This is a genomic window from Pseudomonas sp. DL, assembly GCF_047199225.1.
Classification (GTDB): Bacteria; Pseudomonadota; Gammaproteobacteria; order Pseudomonadales; family Pseudomonadaceae; genus Pseudomonas; species Pseudomonas aeruginosa.
This window is the reverse complement of the sequence record NZ_CP178323.1, coordinates 4505768-4521731: the sequence shown is the minus strand read 5'-3', so window position 1 is coordinate 4521731 and position 15964 is coordinate 4505768. Positions and strand designations below refer to the sequence as shown.

The following is a 15964-nucleotide window of genomic DNA, read 5'->3' as shown; positions in this document are numbered from 1 at the left end:
CTTACACCTTCAGGCTTGCCGGCGCCTGCAGGCGGCCCGGTCGGCGGCCCTTGGCATGAAGTTCGAGCACCTGTTTCCTGGCTTGCTCTACCTCATGATCAGGCAGCATCTGCTCCAGCAGCTCGCAGAGGGTCGACTCGTCCTCTAAGGCCTTGGACGCCACCTCACCGCCGTAGCGTGAGACCAGGTCGAGCAACCCCTGGTACATGAGTTGGCGTGCCTGAGCGTCGCTCGGCTGCTTGATGACTAGGGTGATCAGATGAGTAGTCATGAGGACTCCTACTGCTGGATGGCGGTGGATGTGATGAGGGCGGGGTAGTGCCGCAGTCCGAGCCGGTCGACCAGGTCGTCCGCCGGCGCCGGCAATATCTGAAGTCCTTCCCCCCAAGCCCGGATTTCCGTCAGGCGCGCTTCGCTGGCCACGTTCACTGCCAGGCCCACGGCTTGGAGGCCTCGGAGCTCGTCGCCTCGCTCTTTCAGCCAGGTTCGAGACAGAGTGTCGTCGCCGACCAGGAACAGCGGTTGCAGGCCTGGAGCGTTGATGGCGCGTCCCTGGACTTGGCCTGGCGAAAGGCGTGCCGAGCGAACTGGAAATGCACCTGAGCCACGGACACCCAGGTCGCCAGGTCCTGGTGCGGCTGCGGATGGCTGGGGATCCAGACCCTGGTAGTAGGGGAGCGCTGAGGCTCCGCCCAGGTCTTCGACAACGATCAGCCCGGCGGCCCAGGCTTGAGTCGCGAGTGCTGTGCAAAATGCCAGCGTGGCGAGGATCTTCTTCATGGATTGGTCACCAGTAGGTTGACGCCGAGGACTTGGCTAAGGTGGCGGGAAACCGTCCTACGGTATTTGGCGGCAGGCGCGCCGCCGGCGGGGCGGTGGTAGCGGCCGGCAACTTGGATCCAGTCCACCGGTCTTCCCGGGGCGGATGCATACAGGGCGTCCCGCTGCTCGATCAGGATGTCGGAGGTGGCGTCCAGGTTCTTGTACGGATCCAGGGACTCGCAGGGGCTGGAGAAACGATGTCCGTTCCAGCCGATGTTGACCTGGCCGAGGCCGGAATCGACGCTCTTGGCCCCGTAGAGGTTGATCGCCGCGAGTAGCGCTGTGCAGGCGGCGGTGCGGGTCGCGTAGTAGTAAGATTTCCCAGCGATGTTCAATGTCCAGGGCCAGGGAACGTATTCGCCGCGCAGCAGGACCTTGCTCTCGGTCAGTGCGACCGAGTAGAGCACCTCGGCCGGAACCCCTTTGGGCAGGGCGATCTGCTTGTACGCCGGCGGTGGATCCACGGCGGCCTGAGCGATGTTGGCCAGGACCAGCAGAGCGGCCAGCTGGAGGGCGCGAATTACAGACGTTGCCATCGGCCGTTCACCTCCTGTACCAGGGCGGGAAGGACCCCGCCCAGTCCCAGGGCCATCCAGCGGCCCTCGTCATGATTGAGCGTGATCTGCTTGCTGCGAACCTTCTTCGGGTCGACGCCGGCGAGGATTGCCCAGTGCCGCACTCGCTCTGCGTCGTTCTGGCTACCGACGAAGTAGAGATCGAACTCCTTGTTCTGCTGCTGCAGGTCGCGGACCCGCTGGATGCAGGCGGTGCAGTTGTCCTGGACGAACAGGGCCAGGCGCCCGCTGCTCTGCAACGCAGGGCTCATGTTCGGCGCGCCCGACGGGTTGGCCGCGCTGCTTTCGGCGAGGCGGATGACCCCCTCGCCTGGATAGGCGCGGGCGAAGGCTTCGTCGTATGCGCGCTGGTAGGCGAGTTCCTTCTCGACCCGGCGCCGTTCGGCCTGGACCTGTAGATCGGCATACCGCCGCCGTTCCTCTGCCGATCGTGCCTCGATGCCCAGCGCAGTCAGCGGGTCAATGCCAGGCGAGTACACGCCCCTGGGGCCTTGCATGAGCGTCTGGTAGCGGATCCATTCCTGTTGGTTCAGTCCCCACTCCTGGGCCAGGTCGCCCTGAGATGTCTGTTGTTTCAGCGTGCCGAGTTGGCTACCGGACAGCTGGCTGCTGGTCTCTCGGCTTGCCGCAGCCTCCTGACCGACTGCGGGATAACTCAGCAGCAGCACCAGGCCGGACAGGAGCGATACGGTTCTGTTCATGTGCGGGGTCCTATGGTTGGATGCGGACGCTGCGCGAGGCGCCGGCGACGTCGAAGTGCGCGGTACGATCGTCAAGGTCGGTCAGGCGCCAGGTCGTGCCGGCGACGGCATCGCCCTGGCGAATGAGGTAGATCTGGCTGAGCTGGGTGGATCCCGGAGGTGCAACCGACAGAAACCGTTCGCCCCCGCGATACTCCACGCCGAGGATTGAGAAGGGCGGAGGCTCGATCGGCTTGGGTTTCGGCTTGGGTTTCGGCTTGGGCTTGACAGGGAAGGCACCGCGCTTCGGTGGAGGCACGATCAGCGGCGGAGCCTTGGCTTGCTTCTCTTGCAGCGTGCGGACAGAACCGTCCAGCGTCTCCACTGTTGCCTTGAGCACCAGGAGATCGCCGGCCGAGGCGGTGGTTTGAGCCAGGTTCTCGACGGCATCGGAGGCCTGCTTGGCGAAGGCCTGCGCGGCGTCAATGCGGTTGGACAGTGCCTGCTGGCCTGAGCGGAAGTCCTCGTTGCTGACCAGGTGCTGTCCATCCACGGCGTCGAGGCGCTCGTCGACTCGATTCAAGCGCGCCAGGATCGCCTCTAGCGAGGTCTTTTCCGCGGCACTGTCCACGCCTGATCGGAGCTGAATGAGTTGGTACTGCTGGTAGCCCAGCAGGCCGGCCATTGCCGTCAAGCAGAGGCCAAGAATCATTGATGCAGGGGATGGGTGTTTCATGGGTGTCCTCGCGCGAAGCCAAGGACAACCTCTCAGATGGACCATGCCCGATGCAGTAGAAAATACTCGGTAGGAGAGGGAGGGATTTTTTTCGGGTGAGGTTGCGGGCTGTTCGGTAGGTTTATAAACAGTGCTATCCAAAGCTATGGACACGCTCGGCTACGAGAACAGTTGGCGTGATGGCCTCTAGCAATTAGATTGTTATGCGACATCCGCAGACTTGGCAGGGAGCGCACCTATGGACGCGGAGGCTAGCGATACTCACTTTTTTGCTCACTCCACCTTAAAGGCAGATCGCAGCGACTGGCAGCCTCTGGTCGAGCATCTACAGGCTGTTGCCCGTCTGGCAGGAGAGAAGGCTGCCTTCTTCGGCGGCGGTGAATTAGCTGCTCTTGCTGGTCTGTTGCATGACTTGGGTAAATACACTGACGAGTTTCAGCGGCGTATTGCGGGTGATGCCATCCGTGTCGATCACACTAGTCGCGGGGCCATACTGGCGGTAGAACGCTATGGCGCGCTAGGCCAATTGCTGGCCTACGGCATCGCCGGCCACCATGCCGGGTTGGCCAATGGACGCGAGGCTGGCGAGCGAACTGCTTTGGCCGACCGCCTTAAGGGTGTCGATCTGCCACGGCTATTGGAGACTTGGCACGCGGAAATCGAGCTACCCGACCGCCTTCAGCCACCGCCGCTCAAACCGCGCCCTGGAAGAGGTTTCTTTCAGTTGGCCTTTCTTGGCCGGATGCTGTTTTCCTGCTTGGTTGATGCGGACTACCTGGATACCGAGGCGTTCTATGACCGCACCGAAGGGCGACGCTCTTTGCGCGAACAAGCGCGGCCGTCCTTGGCCGAGCTACGCGCAGCCCTTGATGGGCACCTGGCGGAGTTCAAGGGAGATACGCTGGTCAACCTCCTGCGCGGGGAGATACTGGCCGGCGTGCGCGGCAAGGCGAACGAGCAACCTGGGCTGTTTTCCCTCACGGTGCCCACAGGAGGCGGTAAGACCCTGGCCTCCCTCGCTTTCGCTTTGGATCACGCGCTGGCCCACGGTCTGCGCCGCGTAATCTACGTGATTCCCTTCACCAGCATCGTCGAGCAGAACGCGGCGGTGTTTCGCCGCGCGCTCGGGGCATTGGGCGAACAGGCGGTGCTGGAGCATCACAGCGCCTTCGTCGATGAGCGTCGGCAGAGCCTGGAGGCCCGGAAGAAGCTGAACCTCGCAATGGAGAACTGGGACGCGCCTATCGTGGTGACCACTGCAGTGCAGTTCTTCGAAAGCCTGTTCGCGGACCGTCCAGCCCGGTGTCGCAAACTGCACAACATCGCCGGCAGCGTGGTGATTCTCGACGAGGCACAGACCCTGCCGCTCAAGCTGTTGCGGCCTTGTGTTGCCGCCCTTGATGAGCTGGCTCTCAACTACCGTTGCAGTCCGGTGCTCTGTACGGCCACCCAACCGGCCCTGCAGTCACCGGATTTCGTCGGCGGGTTGCAGGACGTGCGTGAACTGGCGCCCGAGCCGGGGCGCTTGTTCCGGGAGCTGGAGCGGGTACGGGTGCAAGCACTGGGCTCACTCGAAGATGCGGCCTTGACCGAGCAGATATCCAGGCGTGATCAGGTGCTGTGCATTGTCAACAACAGACGCCATGCCCGTGCGCTCTACGAGTCCCTTGCCGAGTTGCCCGGTGCTCGCCATCTCACCACCCTGATGTGCGCCAAGCACCGTAGCCAGGTGCTGGCCGAGGTGCGCCAGTTGCTGATAACGGGTGAGCCCTGTCGTCTGGTGGCTACCTCGCTGATCGAGGCCGGAGTGGATGTGGATTTTCCCGTGGTATTGCGCGCCGAGGCCGGGTTGGACTCCATCGCTCAGGCCGCGGGTCGCTGCAACCGCGAAGGCAGGCGGCCGCTCGCCGAAAGTGAGGTGCTAGTGTTCTCCACGGCCAATTCCGACTGGGCGCCACCCGAGGAACTCAAGCAATTCGCCCAGGCCGCCCGCGAAGTGATGCGCCTGCACCCGGACGATTGCCTGTCCATGGCGGCCATCGAACGTTATTTTCGCCTGCTCTACTGGCAGAAGGGCGCGGAGGAGTTGGATGCGGGCAACCTGCTCGGCCTGATCGAGAGAGGCCGGCTCGACAGCCTGCCCTACGAGACCCTGGCCAGCAAGTTCCGCATGATCGACAGCCTGCAACTGCCAGTGATCATCCCCTTCGATGACGAGGCCAGGGCTGCCCTGCGCGAGCTGGAGTTCGTCGACGGCTGCGCCACCATCGCCCGCCGCCTGCAACCTTACCTGGTGCAGATGCCACGCAAGGGCTATCAGGCATTGCAGGATGCCGGGGCGATCCAGTCGGTGGCTAGCGAGCGTTATGGCGAGCAGTTTATGGCGTTGGTCAACCCTGATCTGTATCACCACCAATTCGGGTTGCACTGGGATAATCCGGCCTTTGTTAGCAGCGAGCGGCTATTTTGGTAGTCGAGGCGCGCAACAGCGGCCTGGCTTGGATGATGGGAAGGGAGGGCCGATGGCCTACGGAGTTCGCTTAATGGTCTGGGGTGAGCGTGCCTGCTTCACCCGCCCCGAAATGAAGGTGGAGCGCGTCTCCTACGATGCGATCACTCCGTCCGCCGCGCGCGGCATACTCGAGGCTATCCACTGGAAACCGGCGATTCGCTGGGTAGTGGATCGCATCCAGGTGCTCAAGCCGATCCGCTTCGAATCGATCCGGCGCAATGAGGTCGGCGGCAAGCTGTCCGCCGCCAGCGTCGGCAAGGCGATGAAGGCCGGGCGCACCGATGGTCTAATGAATCTGGTCGAGGAGGATCGCCAGCAGCGCGCCACTACTCTGCTGCGCGATGTCGCCTATGTCATCGAGGCGCATTTCGAGATGACCGACAGGGCCGGCGCCGACGACACGGTGGGCAAGCACCTGGATATCTTCAACCGCCGCGCGCGGAAGGGGCAGTGCTTCCATGCACCCTGCCTGGGAGTGCGTGAATTTCCGGCCAGTTTTCGGTTGTTGGAAGAGGACAGTGCCGAACCTGCAGTCGATATTGCCCTGTGCGGTGAGCGTGATCTGGGCTGGATGTTGCATGACATTGACTTCTCCGATGGCATGACCCCGCACTTCTTCCGCGCCCTGATGCGCGATGGGCTGATCGAGGTGCCAGCGTTCAGGGCGACGGAGGTCAAGACATGATCCTTTCGGCCCTCAGTGACTATTACCAGCGCCTGCTGGAGCGGGATGAGTCGGATATCTCACCCTTCGGCTACAGCCAAGAAAAGATTAGCTACGCCCTGCTGCTGTCCGCGCAAGGAGAGTTGCTGGACGTGCAGGACATTCGCTTGCTCTCTGGCAAGAAGCCTCAACCCAGGCTTATGAGTGTGCCGCAGCCGGAGAAGCGCACCTCGGGCATCAAGTCCAACGTACTGTGGGACAAGACCAGCTATGTGCTGGGCGTGAGTGCCAAGGGCGGAGAGCGCACCCAGCAGGAACACGAAGCATTCAAGACGCTGCACCGGCAGATCCTGATCGGGGAACGCGACCCCGGTCTGCAGGCCTTGCTCCAGTTCCTCGAGCGCTGGCAGCCGGAGCAGTTCCAGCCGCCGCAGTTCAGCGAAGAAATGCTCGACTGCAACTTGGTGTTCCGCCTGGACGGCCAACAGCGCTATTTGCACGAGACACCAGCGGCACAGGCGGTGCGTGCCCGGCTGTTGGCCGACGCCGATTGCTGCGAGGGGCTGTGCCTGGTCAGCGGCCAGCGTCAGCCGTTGGCGCGCCTGCATCCAGCGGTCAAGGGCGTCAATGGTGCCCAGAGTTCGGGGGCTTCCATCGTCTCCTTCAACCTCGACGCTTTTTCCTCCTACGGCAAGAGCCAGGGGGAAAATGCGCCGGTCTCCGAACAGGCCGCCTTTGCCTATACCACGGTGCTCAACCATTTGTTGCGTCGCGACGAGCACAACCGCCAGCGCCTGCAGATCGGCGATGCGAGTGTGGTGTTCTGGGCGCAGGCCGCCACCCCTCCGCAGGCGGCCGCCGCCGAGTCGACCTTCTGGAGCCTGCTGGAGCCACCCGCCGACGATGGTCAGGAAGCGGAAAAGCTGCGTGGCGTGCTGGATTCCGTGACCAAGGGGCGGCCCTTGCACAAACTCGACCCGCAACTGCAGGAAGGCACCCGCATTTTTGTGTTAGGGCTGGCGCCCAATGCCTCGCGGCTGTCTATCCGCTTCTGGGCAGTCGACAGTTTGGAGGTTTTCTCCCGGCGTCTGGCCGAGCATTTCCGGGATCTGCGCCTCGAACCGCTGCCCTGGAAGACGGAACCCGCCATCTGGCGCTTGCTCTATGCCACCGCGCCCAGCCGTGACGGCAGAGCCAAGGCCGAAGACGTACCTCCGCAACTGGCCGGTGAAATAACGCGCGCCATCCTGACCGGCAGCCGCTATCCGCGCAGCCTGCTAGCCAATTTGATCATGCGCATGCGTGCCGACGGCGACGTCTCCGGCATACGCGTCGCGTTGTGCAAGGCCGTGCTCGCCCGCGAGGCGCGCCTGAGCGGCAAGCCCCACCAAGAGGAGTTACCCATGAGTCTCGACAAGGACGCCAGCAACCTCGGCTATCGCCTGGGGCGGCTGTTCGCCGTACTGGAAGGCGCCCAGCGCGCTGCCCTGGGCGACAAGGTTAATGCCACCATCCGCGACCGCTACTATGGCGCCGCTTCCGCGACACCGGCCACGGTCTTCCCGATGCTGCTGCGCAATACCCAGAACCACTTGGCCAAGCTCCGCAAGGACAAGCCCGGATTGGCGGTGAACCTGGAGCGCGATATCGGCGAAATCATCGACGGTATGCAGAGCCAATTCCCGCGCAGTCTCCGCCTGGAAGACCAGGGACGCTTCGCCATTGGTTACTACCAACAAGCCCAGGCCCGTTTCAATCGTGACCCCGCCCTCACCGAAATCGACCCCGTCGAGCAAGGAAGACAAGAATGACCGCCATCGCCAACCGCTACGAGTTCGTTTACTTGTTTGATGTCAGCAACGGCAATCCCAACGGCGACCCGGATGCCGGCAACATGCCGCGCCTCGACCCAGAAACCAACCAGGGGTTGGTCACCGACGTTTGCCTCAAGCGTAAGATCCGAAACTATGTCAGCCTGGAGCAGGAAGGTGTCCCCGGCTATGCCATCTATATGCGGGAAAAATCCGTGCTGAATAACCAGCACAAACAGGCCTACGAGGCGCTCGGCATCGAGTCAGAGGCGAAGAAACTGCCCAAGGACGAAGCCAAGGCGCGCGAGCTGACCTCTTGGATGTGCAAGAACTTCTTCGATGTGCGTGCTTTCGGGGCGGTGATGACCACCGAGATTAATGCCGGCCAGGTGCGTGGACCGATCCAACTGGCATTCGCCACGTCTATCGACCCGGTATTGCCTATGGAGGTATCCATCACCCGCATGGCGGTGACTAACGAAAAGGATTTGGAGAAGGAACGCACCATGGGACGCAAGCACATCGTGCCTTACGGCTTGTACCGCGCCCATGGTTTCATCTCTGCCAAGTTGGCCGAGCGAACCGGCTTTTCCGACGACGACTTGGAACTGCTATGGCGCGCGTTGGCCAATATGTTCGAACACGACCGCTCGGCGGCACGTGGCGAGATGGCAGCGCGCAAGTTGATCGTCTTCAAGCATGAGCATGCCATGGGCAATGCACCCGCCCATGTGCTGTTCGGCAGCGTTAAGGTCGAGCGAGTCGAGGGGGACGCAGATACACCAGCACGCGGTTTCCAGGATTACCGTGTCAGCATCGATGCGGAAGCTCTGCCTCAGGGCGTGAGCGTGCGCGAGTACCTCTAGTTTCAGGAGTTGGCAGCCATGGAAGACGATGATCTCATCCCCCTGTCTGCCCTGCAGCACTATCTCTACTGCCCTCGCCAATGCGCACTGATCCATGTCGAGCGACTGTGGGCGGAGAATCGGCAGACCGCCGAAGGGCGCTTGTTACACGAGCGCGCTGATCAGCATCACGTTGAGCGACGTCATGGCGTACGCGCCGTTACTGCCATGCCACTGCTTAATCTGGAATTGGGTGTTACGGGCGTGGCAGACGTGGTCGAGTTCCGTACCACTACTGACGATGAGGAACGCGCCTATCCAGTGGAATACAAGCGCGGTCGGCCCAAGGCCCATCGCGCCGACGAAGTGCAGCTCTGTGCTCAGGCCCTCTGCCTGGAGGCGATGCTCGGCAAGTCGCTAGCGGAAGGCGCGCTGTTTTATGGAAAAACCCGGCGGCGCAAGGTCGTGATGTTTGACGATGCGCTGCGCCGGTTGACCCAGCAGGTCATTCATGCGACGCGAGAATTGCTGGCCGTGAGGCGCACGCCCTTGGCCGAGTACCAGGCCAAGCGTTGCGACCCCTGTTCGCTGATCGATCTGTGCCAGCCCAAGTTGCTCAAACGTAGCACCAGCGTTGAAGGCTGGCTGTGTCTGCAGCTTAAGGAGAAGTGAGACATGCGGCGACAGCTCAATACCCTATATGTCACCACCGAGGGCGCCTGGCTGAAGAAGGACGGAGCTAATGTCGTCATGGAGGTGGCGGGCGAGATACGTGGACGCTTGCCAGCTCATATGCTCGAAAGCCTGGTTTGCATGGGCCGCGTATTGGTGTCACCGCCCCTGCTGGGGTACTGCGCGGAGCAGGGCATTAGTGTCTGCTACTTATCGCCCAACGGCAAGTTCCTGGCTCGGGTGGAAGGGCCTGTGTCTGGCAATGTCCTGCTGCGTCGAGAACAGTACCGTCGAAGCGATGACCAGGCCGGCTGTGCGGCACTGGTGCGCAACCTACTGCTAGGCAAGGTGCACAATCAACGGGCGGTGCTGGGGCGGGCTCTGCGTGACCATGGCGAGGTCTTGGCGGAAGAGGCGCGAGTCTCTCTGTCACATAGCCACAAGCGTTTGCGGCGAATCACCGACAGGTTGCTTGAGGCACCTGGGGTGGAACTGCTCAGAGGGCTGGAGGGCGAGGCCGCCCAGGCCTATTTCGGCGTATTCGATCATCTGATCCGTATCGACAACCCGACGCTACGTTTCGCCGGGCGCAGCCGCCGACCGCCTCTGGATGCGGTCAATGCACTCCTGTCCTTTCTCTACACCTTGCTGACACATGATTGTCGTTCGGCGTTGGAAACCGTAGGACTGGATCCAGCCGTAGGCTTCCTACATCGCGACCGTCCCGGCAGACCTAGCTTGGCGCTGGATCTACTTGAGGAGTTCCGTCCTGTGCTGGCCGATCGCTTGGCGCTTTCCCTGATCAACCGCAAACAATTGGGCGAACGCGATTTCCGTACCTTGGACAATGGCGCCGTGCTCCTCAAGGACGAGGCGCGCAAGACGTTATTGACTGCTTATCAGGAGCGCAAGCGTGAGGAAGTACAGCATGGTTTCCTCGGCGAGAAGGCACCACTTGGTTTGTTCCCTTACATTCAGGCGCAATTGCTCGCTCGCCATTTGCGCGGCGATCTGGAGGCTTATCCGCCATTTCTGTGGAAGTGAGGTGGCGACATGATGGTTCTGGTCAGCTATGACGTGAGCACTCAAGATGCTGCAGGTGGCAAGCGCTTGCGCCGCCTGGCCAAGGCCTGCCGCGATTATGGTCAGCGAGTGCAATACTCGGTGTTCGAGATCGAGGTAGATAGCGCGCAGTGGACACTCCTTAAGCATCGTCTGTGCGACCTAATCAATCCGGAACAAGACAGCCTACGTTTCTACTACTTGGGCACGAACTGGCAACATCGTATGGAGCATGTTGGGGCCAAGGTTGTACTCGACCTAAATGGCCCGCTGATTCTTTAGCGTCGGCGCGAACCTAAAGCGACCGACCCAACCCTGAGGGGTTCGCAGCTCTCTAGCTGATTGATTTATATACTCTTTTTTTGACGTTAGCAGTTTGATGGCGCGCGCCTTGCCTAAATAAGGCATGTTTCGCTGAAGTAAAAGGTTTTTTTCATGCTGATCAGTAAGTTATAAGTGGGCGGTCGCGCCCCGCACGGGCGCGTGGATTGAAACTCGACAAGTCGCAGACCGCGCTCCAGGCTGGTGTCGCGCCCCGCACGGGCGCGTGGATTGAAACGTCTTCATCGCGGTGGAGAAAAAACCGCCGTATGTCGCGCCCCGCACGGGCGCGTGGATTGAAACGGTACGCCTGGCGAGTGGGCGGAAGGCTACCTGACGTCGCGCCCCGCACGGGCGCGTGGATTGAAACACGTTCCTGAAGGGCGGCGCCCTGCAGGTCGCTGGTCGCGCCCCGCACGGGCGCGTGGATTGAAACATCTTGATGCCCCAGTCACGGCGCGCCTCGCTGTCGCGCCCCGCACGGGCGCGTGGATTGAAACCATAGATTTTTGATCGATAACCACATTATCCAGTCGTCGCGCCCCGCACGGGCGCGTGGATTGAAACAATGGCTCGACGCTATGCTAGGTCTGTTCGGAACGTCGCGCCCCGCACGGGCGCGTGGATTGAAACCGTTTCACCTGCAAATGATTTTGGTTTGGAGAAGTCGCGCCCCGCACGGGCGCGTGGATTGAAACACTATGCGAGGCGAACTATGGGCGCAGCATTAGCGGTCGCGCCCCGCACGGGCGCGTGGATTGAAACCTGGGCGGCAGGATGTAGTCGGGAAAGATCAAGGTCGCGCCCCGCACGGGCGCGTGGATTGAAACTCCGTCAAGGAGCGATGGGTAGATTTCGATCACGTCGCGCCCCGCACGGGCGCGTGGATTGAAACATGTCAGGCAGTTGCGGTTTCGGAAGGCAGTCCCACGTCGCGCCCCGCACGGGCGCGTGGATTGAAACGTGACCAACGGCGCGGGTGTGGTGGTGGCCTATGTCGCGCCCCGCACGGGCGCGTGGATTGAAACCCGGTCAGCTGGATCAGGCCGCGCCCGCGATACTGTCGCGCCCCGCACGGGCGCGTGGATTGAAACGCCGGGATATCGACGACCTTGCGCGGGAACCAGGCGTCGCGCCCCGCACGGGCGCGTGGATTGAAACTTACCCAGGGCGAAATGGATGTCAAAAAAGTATTGTCGCGCCCCGCACGGGCGCGTGGATTGAAACTGGAAGTCCCCGACTATCCGGAAGATGCCGAAGGTCGCGCCCCGCACGGGCGCGTGGATTGAAACATCTGCGACGCGCGCATGCCGCAGGATGAGTGGCGGTCGCGCCCCGCACGGGCGCGTGGATTGAAACTTCTTGAGGGTGGAGAGGCGGGCTACTTTTGCCGGTGTCGCGCCCCGCACGGGCGCGTGGATTGAAACACGGGTGCGCCAGTGGAAAGGGAAATCACATGGAAGGTCGCGCCCCGCATGGGCGCGTGGATTGAAACCATTGCTCCGAGAGCACGTTCGTGCCTGGCATGTCGCGCCCTGCACGGGCGCGTGGATTGAAACAGCCCTGGCCAGGTCGTAATGACCGCAGCCGGTGAGGTCGCGCCCCGCATGGGCGCGTGGATTGAACAACTGCCGTTGTCGCGTGACGGCTATCAGGGAATGTCGCGCCCTACGCGGGCGCGTGGAGTGAAAGATGGATTTTTGGGAGTTTGTCCTGAAAAATTTTGTCTCGCCACTCTCTTCCCGGCTCAGAGCCTGGCCAGGAACTCTTGTGTCACAGTGTCGCGGCCCCAAGCCGAAAGAAAGACCAGGTTGCGCTGCTCGTCGCACACGCAGGCGTCGACGTACAGGTCTGGGCACTCTTCGATCTGGTAGAGCGGGGTGGGACTGGGCATAGGAACCTCCTGGAAGGAGGAGCCACGCCGCCCTCGAGGAGCGGTGAAGCCCCTCGGGGTGTGGTCCAACTGGTGCAGGGGAGCGTGGTGGTTACCGAACGCTCTTGGTGTGAGGGTCGAAGCTGAGCCCATCGTCTTGGTGCAGCGGCCCTTGGCCGTTCAGGAAGACCTGGCAGAGGTACTGATCGCGTAGCGCGACAGCCGCTTCCGCCTGCTCCAAGGTCAGCGACAGCTCCTCGATGAACAGGTCGATGAGCTCGTCGTCGCCGGCGACGTCGTTGTTGGACAGTTGGTCCTCGAGGTAGGCGAGGGTTTCCTGGGTGAGGTTGGTGAACAGTGGGTTCATGGTGTGCTTCTGGTGGTAGACGAGGAGCGCCCTTGAGGGAGCCCCTCAAGGGAAGTGGTTGGTGCGGTCAGGCTTGGTGTTCTTGAGTCAAACGGTCTCGCCACTCCTTGTTGGTCTCATCGTGAGCCAGGTCCAGAAACTCCAGCGGACAGCCGTAGTAGAACGGGCCTGCTTTCTCCGGAATGGTCTTGTAGCCCCATTGCCCGGCCGAGCAGTCCAGCAAGTGCAGCTCGATCATGGTGATCGAGTGACCGGCCGGCTTGCCGAAATAGAATCCGGCAAGGTGGAAGGTTCGTTTTACGACAGTCCAAAGTTCGTTGCCGGAGACTGCGTGTGCCAGCACCTCGGTGCTGCCTGCGAAGGTACTGGTTGGGGCCAGCAGCTCACGCAGCAGGTCTTCCTTCGTCTGATGTGAGAAAAGCCATCTCATAGGTGTGCTCCTGTGGTTGGCCAGGTCTCCCTGACGGGAGAGCCCGGCAGGGGTTGGAAGGGTGTTGCTTCAGCGTGTTGCGCGCTCAAGGCGCTGGAGGAGTCAGTTGGTTGACAGAGCAACGCCAATAGCAGCAGCGCTTACAGTCATTGCGCTGATAGCCTGGTGGGTGGAACAGGTTGTAGTAGCACTCCGGGCTGCCGTGCGGCGCTCGTAGTCATCGTCTAGCGACTGATTGACCCCGGCGTTGGCTCTAACAGAGGGCACGCTTTGCGGGTCCACACTTGTTGTTTGAAGTCGAGCTCATAGCCCAGCGCGCCGAGTCGCACACACTGTTGGCGTAGTCGCTTGCGGTCGACCGTGGTGTCCAGCTTGACGATTTCGCCTAGCGGCCAGACCGTCCCGAACAGTTCTGCATCTGCGTCTGTGTCCAGAGTGGCGGCCTGCTCTGCAGGAGCCGGAGGGTCCATACCGAAAGGCGCGTCGTCCCCGGTTGCAGCGGGGCGCAGAGGCTTCGGTTTCTGGGGCGACTTCGGCGGTGCCGCCGGTGCGGCAGTGGGTTGCTGGATCGCGGGCACTTCGTCGAGCGGATCCACCTCATTGCCAGAGAGACGCTCTGCCTCCTCGTCGCTGAGGTTGTCCACGTCGTCCAGAGTCATGCTGTCGAGCTTCGCGCGGATCTCGACGACCAGCCGGCCGCCGGTGGTGTAGTAGGAGGGACGGATCTCTGTGATGGCGAAATCACCGCGGTACTTGCCTTCGATGTGCTGGTCCAGGAGAGCGTCCTTGATGACGAACTCCCCGATCGAGGTCGAGAGCTTTCCCACGTTGAACTCGCCATTGCGACCGTTGATGGTTCGAATGGCCAACTGGCCGGGTATGTTGATCATGGCGTGACCTGCGAAAAGGATGATCCCGCCGAAGCGGGATCGTGGTGAGGGGAGAACTACTCGGTATCCGGGTTGCCCTGGAGGCTTTCTTCCTGCAGCTCGATGCGCAGGTAGGAAGGCTCATCGGACGGCTCGACTATCGAGAGGACCAGCAGCGCGAGCGCGCGGTCCTGCCCCTCTTCCTCCTTGTGGTACAGGTGGAATTGGATGTGCTTCGCGGTCGGCTGGAGCGAAAGCTCCTGCCAGGCGGTTTGAACGACACTGGCCAGCCGGGTGCCCATCTCGTCGACCCTGGCAGGGTTGGCGAGATAGACCAGGCGCAGCCAGGCCGCGTTGGTGAGAACGATCGGGAGTTTGAGGTACGCAGCAGTGTGACCTGCGCTGGAGTGGTTGTTGAGAGAGGTCATGAGAGGTCTCCGAATACGCAGGCCTCTCCCGCGGGGATGAGGTCCCCGCGTGGGTGGGTAGGATGCACTCCATCACTTGCGTGATGCGACCGCGCTGCCGAGTGCTGTGGCGGTCTTGGGTGGGTTAGCGCTTGCGCGCCGGAGCCTTAAACTCTGGCTCCTTGGGAGGCGCTGTCAACGACAGCGAGCCAATTCGAATTCGGGGGCTGGCGGGATTTCCCGCCGGCCGGATTGCTCAATCGTCATAAAGCGGCAGGCCCTTGAGCGTGGGCGCGAATGGATCAAGTACCAGGAGCCGAATGTCTGCTTGTCCCGCGAGGTGAAGCAGATCGACCAGGTGTTCGTCGAGGCCGAAGGCAAGCTGTTCTTGTCGAAGAGCGGCTGCGGTCATCTCCAGGATCTCCAGACACTCATCCGTCCAAGGGGTGTTGTGCAAGCGAAAGCCCACGGCACCGTGCTCGTTACACCAGAAGAGCGATACCAACACCGAGGGCAAGCGGATTGGCATCTTGGTCGAGAACCTTTCGTAGAGGCTATTCCACGCGCTGATGGGTAGATGTGTTTTTCTGATCTCCCAGCAGCGGTTATAACCGCCGCCGAACGAAAGGTATCGAACGACACTCTCGGCTTCGGTCAGTGAGTATTGATCTCCGATAAGCTTTTTTCTGCCGTCCTGCTCACCGTAGATGCTGTAAAGTACGTTTCTCACTATTCCTTGGTGAGGGCATTTTTCAACTCTTTCATCGTCTAAGTCTTGGGTTACCACGGCGAAATCGCCATTGAAGTAGCACAGCTCGCACTGAAAATATTCGTCTGGGAGGTGCTGCTGGGTTTCATGCAGTGCGCGGTAGCACGGTAGATTGTCGCCTTCGTCAGTGATCTGTAGGTTTCGCTCGATGCGGAAACTCTCATAGCCGCGAATAAACGGATTGAGTTGAGTCATGGGATATCTCCGGTTGCCGGGAAGCCCATGCCCTTGGAGGCTATGGACCTCCAGGTGAGTAAGGGGCGCCGAAGCGCCCTGGTGATGTCGAGTTGTTGCAGTTAACGCGATAGGTCTTCTTAATATTCCCGTTGCGTCCAAGTGCCGTTGTCTAATGCCTGTTGGGCAAGTTCGCGTGAGGGGTAATATTCAACCGACTCGCGCGAGGCTGGTCCTTCTTCATCAAGGGTGCCGATATAAAAGCCGGCGTTGGACATTAGAACCTGCAGCGGCAGTTCGAGACGAAGATGGGCGAGTGCCCGCTTTCCGTAGTGCATGGTGATTCTCCTTTCGGTAGAAAACACCAGTCCCATG

The 15964-nt window shown here is 61.5% G+C and carries 19 protein-coding genes and 1 CRISPR repeat array; of the genes, 7 read left to right on the top strand and 12 right to left on the bottom strand.

All coding sequences use genetic code 11. The features are described from left to right. Position 1: 1 nt before the first annotated feature. The 5 genes from ACI766_RS21030 to ACI766_RS21010 are packed head-to-tail and all read right to left on the bottom strand — an operon-like array spanning position 2 to position 2813. Positions 2 to 271, bottom strand: coding sequence for a hypothetical protein (locus ACI766_RS21030; protein ID WP_062877665.1), 270 nt, complete (start codon positions 269 to 271; stop codon positions 2 to 4). A gap of 8 nt (positions 272 to 279) precedes the next feature. Then, complete coding sequence (locus tag ACI766_RS21025; RefSeq protein ID WP_031628582.1) at positions 280 to 780, bottom strand: integrating conjugative element protein; 501 nt, start codon at positions 778 to 780, stop codon at positions 280 to 282. After that, entirely contained in the window at positions 777 to 1358 is a 582-nt protein-coding gene (locus ACI766_RS21020) for a hypothetical protein (RefSeq protein WP_023104732.1), read from the bottom strand. Before ACI766_RS21020 ends, ACI766_RS21025 begins: the two co-directional genes overlap by 4 nt. Next, positions 1343 to 2098 (bottom strand): TIGR03759 family integrating conjugative element protein, encoded by a 756-nt coding sequence (locus tag ACI766_RS21015; protein ID WP_062877664.1) that lies wholly within the window; start codon positions 2096 to 2098, stop codon positions 1343 to 1345. Before ACI766_RS21015 ends, ACI766_RS21020 begins: the two co-directional genes overlap by 16 nt. A 10-nt stretch (positions 2099 to 2108) precedes the next feature. Beyond that, positions 2109 to 2813: a methyl-accepting chemotaxis protein gene (locus ACI766_RS21010; protein ID WP_079767447.1), complete on the bottom strand. Its 705-nt coding sequence runs from the start codon at positions 2811 to 2813 to the stop codon at positions 2109 to 2111. 238 nt (positions 2814 to 3051) lie between these two features. Here ACI766_RS21010 and ACI766_RS21005 point away from each other — a divergent pair, with 238 nt between their 5' ends. The 7 genes from ACI766_RS21005 to cas2 are packed head-to-tail and all read left to right on the top strand — an operon-like array spanning position 3052 to position 10661. Continuing rightward, positions 3052 to 5286, top strand: a complete 2235-nt coding sequence (locus ACI766_RS21005) for a CRISPR-associated endonuclease Cas3'' (protein ID WP_176462708.1) — start codon at positions 3052 to 3054, stop codon at positions 5284 to 5286. Between the two features lie 49 nt (positions 5287 to 5335). After that, entirely contained in the window at positions 5336 to 6010 is a 675-nt protein-coding gene (cas5c, locus tag ACI766_RS21000; protein ID WP_031631556.1) for a type I-C CRISPR-associated protein Cas5c, read from the top strand. Further along, positions 6007 to 7800, top strand: coding sequence for a type I-C CRISPR-associated protein Cas8c/Csd1 (cas8c, locus tag ACI766_RS20995; RefSeq protein WP_062877662.1), 1794 nt, complete (start codon positions 6007 to 6009; stop codon positions 7798 to 7800). The genes cas5c and cas8c overlap by 4 nt, the downstream gene beginning before the upstream one ends. Further along, complete coding sequence (gene cas7c / locus ACI766_RS20990; RefSeq protein WP_031631550.1) at positions 7797 to 8666, top strand: type I-C CRISPR-associated protein Cas7/Csd2; 870 nt, start codon at positions 7797 to 7799, stop codon at positions 8664 to 8666. Before cas8c ends, cas7c begins: the two co-directional genes overlap by 4 nt. An 18-nt stretch (positions 8667 to 8684) precedes the next feature. Continuing rightward, positions 8685 to 9317 (top strand): CRISPR-associated protein Cas4, encoded by a 633-nt coding sequence (gene cas4, locus ACI766_RS20985; protein WP_031631548.1) that lies wholly within the window; start codon positions 8685 to 8687, stop codon positions 9315 to 9317. A 3-nt stretch (positions 9318 to 9320) separates the two neighbouring features. Beyond that, positions 9321 to 10361, top strand: coding sequence for a type I-C CRISPR-associated endonuclease Cas1c (gene cas1c / locus ACI766_RS20980; protein WP_031631546.1), 1041 nt, complete (start codon positions 9321 to 9323; stop codon positions 10359 to 10361). Positions 10362 to 10370: 9 nt separating this feature from the next. Then, a complete protein-coding gene (gene cas2 / locus ACI766_RS20975; RefSeq protein ID WP_031631544.1) occupies positions 10371 to 10661 on the top strand; it encodes a CRISPR-associated endonuclease Cas2 in 291 nt (96 codons plus the stop codon). 181 nt (positions 10662 to 10842) lie between these two features. Then, positions 10843 to 12392: direct repeats of the CRISPR family, unit length 32 nt; unit sequence GTCGCGCCCCGCACGGGCGCGTGGATTGAAAC. Between the two features lie 55 nt (positions 12393 to 12447). On the opposite strand, the gene ACI766_RS20970 is transcribed toward cas2, so the two are convergent. From ACI766_RS20970 to ACI766_RS20940, 7 genes are all read right to left on the bottom strand, one after another. Continuing rightward, positions 12448 to 12594: a hypothetical protein gene (locus tag ACI766_RS20970; protein WP_023103409.1), complete on the bottom strand. Its 147-nt coding sequence runs from the start codon at positions 12592 to 12594 to the stop codon at positions 12448 to 12450. Positions 12595 to 12685: 91 nt separating this feature from the next. Continuing rightward, positions 12686 to 12940 carry a hypothetical protein gene (locus tag ACI766_RS20965; RefSeq protein ID WP_003117062.1) on the bottom strand — a complete coding sequence of 85 codons (255 nt, stop codon included), beginning with the start codon at positions 12938 to 12940 and terminating at the stop codon, positions 12686 to 12688. Positions 12941 to 13007: 67 nt separating this feature from the next. Then, on the bottom strand, positions 13008 to 13370 hold the full coding sequence (locus tag ACI766_RS20960; RefSeq protein WP_319061043.1) for a hypothetical protein: 363 nt from the start codon (positions 13368 to 13370) through the stop codon (positions 13008 to 13010). A 224-nt stretch (positions 13371 to 13594) separates the two neighbouring features. Next, entirely contained in the window at positions 13595 to 14260 is a 666-nt protein-coding gene (locus ACI766_RS20955) for a DUF3275 family protein (RefSeq protein WP_062877660.1), read from the bottom strand. Between the two features lie 56 nt (positions 14261 to 14316). Then, the gene (locus tag ACI766_RS20950; RefSeq protein WP_004347949.1) at positions 14317 to 14667 is read right to left on the bottom strand and encodes a hypothetical protein; all 351 of its coding nucleotides are present in this window, start codon (positions 14665 to 14667) and stop codon (positions 14317 to 14319) included. Positions 14668 to 14902: 235 nt separating this feature from the next. After that, positions 14903 to 15610: a hypothetical protein gene (locus tag ACI766_RS20945; protein WP_034021239.1), complete on the bottom strand. Its 708-nt coding sequence runs from the start codon at positions 15608 to 15610 to the stop codon at positions 14903 to 14905. A gap of 119 nt (positions 15611 to 15729) precedes the next feature. Continuing rightward, positions 15730 to 15927, bottom strand: a complete 198-nt coding sequence (locus ACI766_RS20940) for a hypothetical protein (protein WP_003149542.1) — start codon at positions 15925 to 15927, stop codon at positions 15730 to 15732. Positions 15928 to 15964 lie beyond the last annotated feature (37 nt).

Coding starts and splice junctions, on each gene's coding strand:
- ACI766_RS21030 (WP_062877665.1), bottom strand. CDS start 271: ATGACTACTCATCTGATCACCCTAGTCATCAAGCAGCCGAGCGACGCT.
- ACI766_RS21025 (WP_031628582.1), bottom strand. CDS start 780: ATGAAGAAGATCCTCGCCACGCTGGCATTTTGCACAGCACTCGCGACT.
- ACI766_RS21020 (WP_023104732.1), bottom strand. CDS start 1,358: ATGGCAACGTCTGTAATTCGCGCCCTCCAGCTGGCCGCTCTGCTGGTC.
- ACI766_RS21015 (WP_062877664.1), bottom strand. CDS start 2,098: ATGAACAGAACCGTATCGCTCCTGTCCGGCCTGGTGCTGCTGCTGAGT.
- ACI766_RS21010 (WP_079767447.1), bottom strand. CDS start 2,813: ATGAAACACCCATCCCCTGCATCAATGATTCTTGGCCTCTGCTTGACG.
- ACI766_RS21005 (WP_176462708.1), top strand. CDS start 3,052: ATGGACGCGGAGGCTAGCGATACTCACTTTTTTGCTCACTCCACCTTA.
- cas5c (WP_031631556.1), top strand. CDS start 5,336: ATGGCCTACGGAGTTCGCTTAATGGTCTGGGGTGAGCGTGCCTGCTTC.
- cas8c (WP_062877662.1), top strand. CDS start 6,007: ATGATCCTTTCGGCCCTCAGTGACTATTACCAGCGCCTGCTGGAGCGG.
- cas7c (WP_031631550.1), top strand. CDS start 7,797: ATGACCGCCATCGCCAACCGCTACGAGTTCGTTTACTTGTTTGATGTC.
- cas4 (WP_031631548.1), top strand. CDS start 8,685: ATGGAAGACGATGATCTCATCCCCCTGTCTGCCCTGCAGCACTATCTC.
- cas1c (WP_031631546.1), top strand. CDS start 9,321: ATGCGGCGACAGCTCAATACCCTATATGTCACCACCGAGGGCGCCTGG.
- cas2 (WP_031631544.1), top strand. CDS start 10,371: ATGATGGTTCTGGTCAGCTATGACGTGAGCACTCAAGATGCTGCAGGT.
- ACI766_RS20970 (WP_023103409.1), bottom strand. CDS start 12,594: ATGCCCAGTCCCACCCCGCTCTACCAGATCGAAGAGTGCCCAGACCTG.
- ACI766_RS20965 (WP_003117062.1), bottom strand. CDS start 12,940: ATGAACCCACTGTTCACCAACCTCACCCAGGAAACCCTCGCCTACCTC.
- ACI766_RS20960 (WP_319061043.1), bottom strand. CDS start 13,370: ATGAGATGGCTTTTCTCACATCAGACGAAGGAAGACCTGCTGCGTGAG.
- ACI766_RS20955 (WP_062877660.1), bottom strand. CDS start 14,260: ATGATCAACATACCCGGCCAGTTGGCCATTCGAACCATCAACGGTCGC.
- ACI766_RS20950 (WP_004347949.1), bottom strand. CDS start 14,667: ATGACCTCTCTCAACAACCACTCCAGCGCAGGTCACACTGCTGCGTAC.
- ACI766_RS20945 (WP_034021239.1), bottom strand. CDS start 15,610: ATGACTCAACTCAATCCGTTTATTCGCGGCTATGAGAGTTTCCGCATC.
- ACI766_RS20940 (WP_003149542.1), bottom strand. CDS start 15,927: ATGCACTACGGAAAGCGGGCACTCGCCCATCTTCGTCTCGAACTGCCG.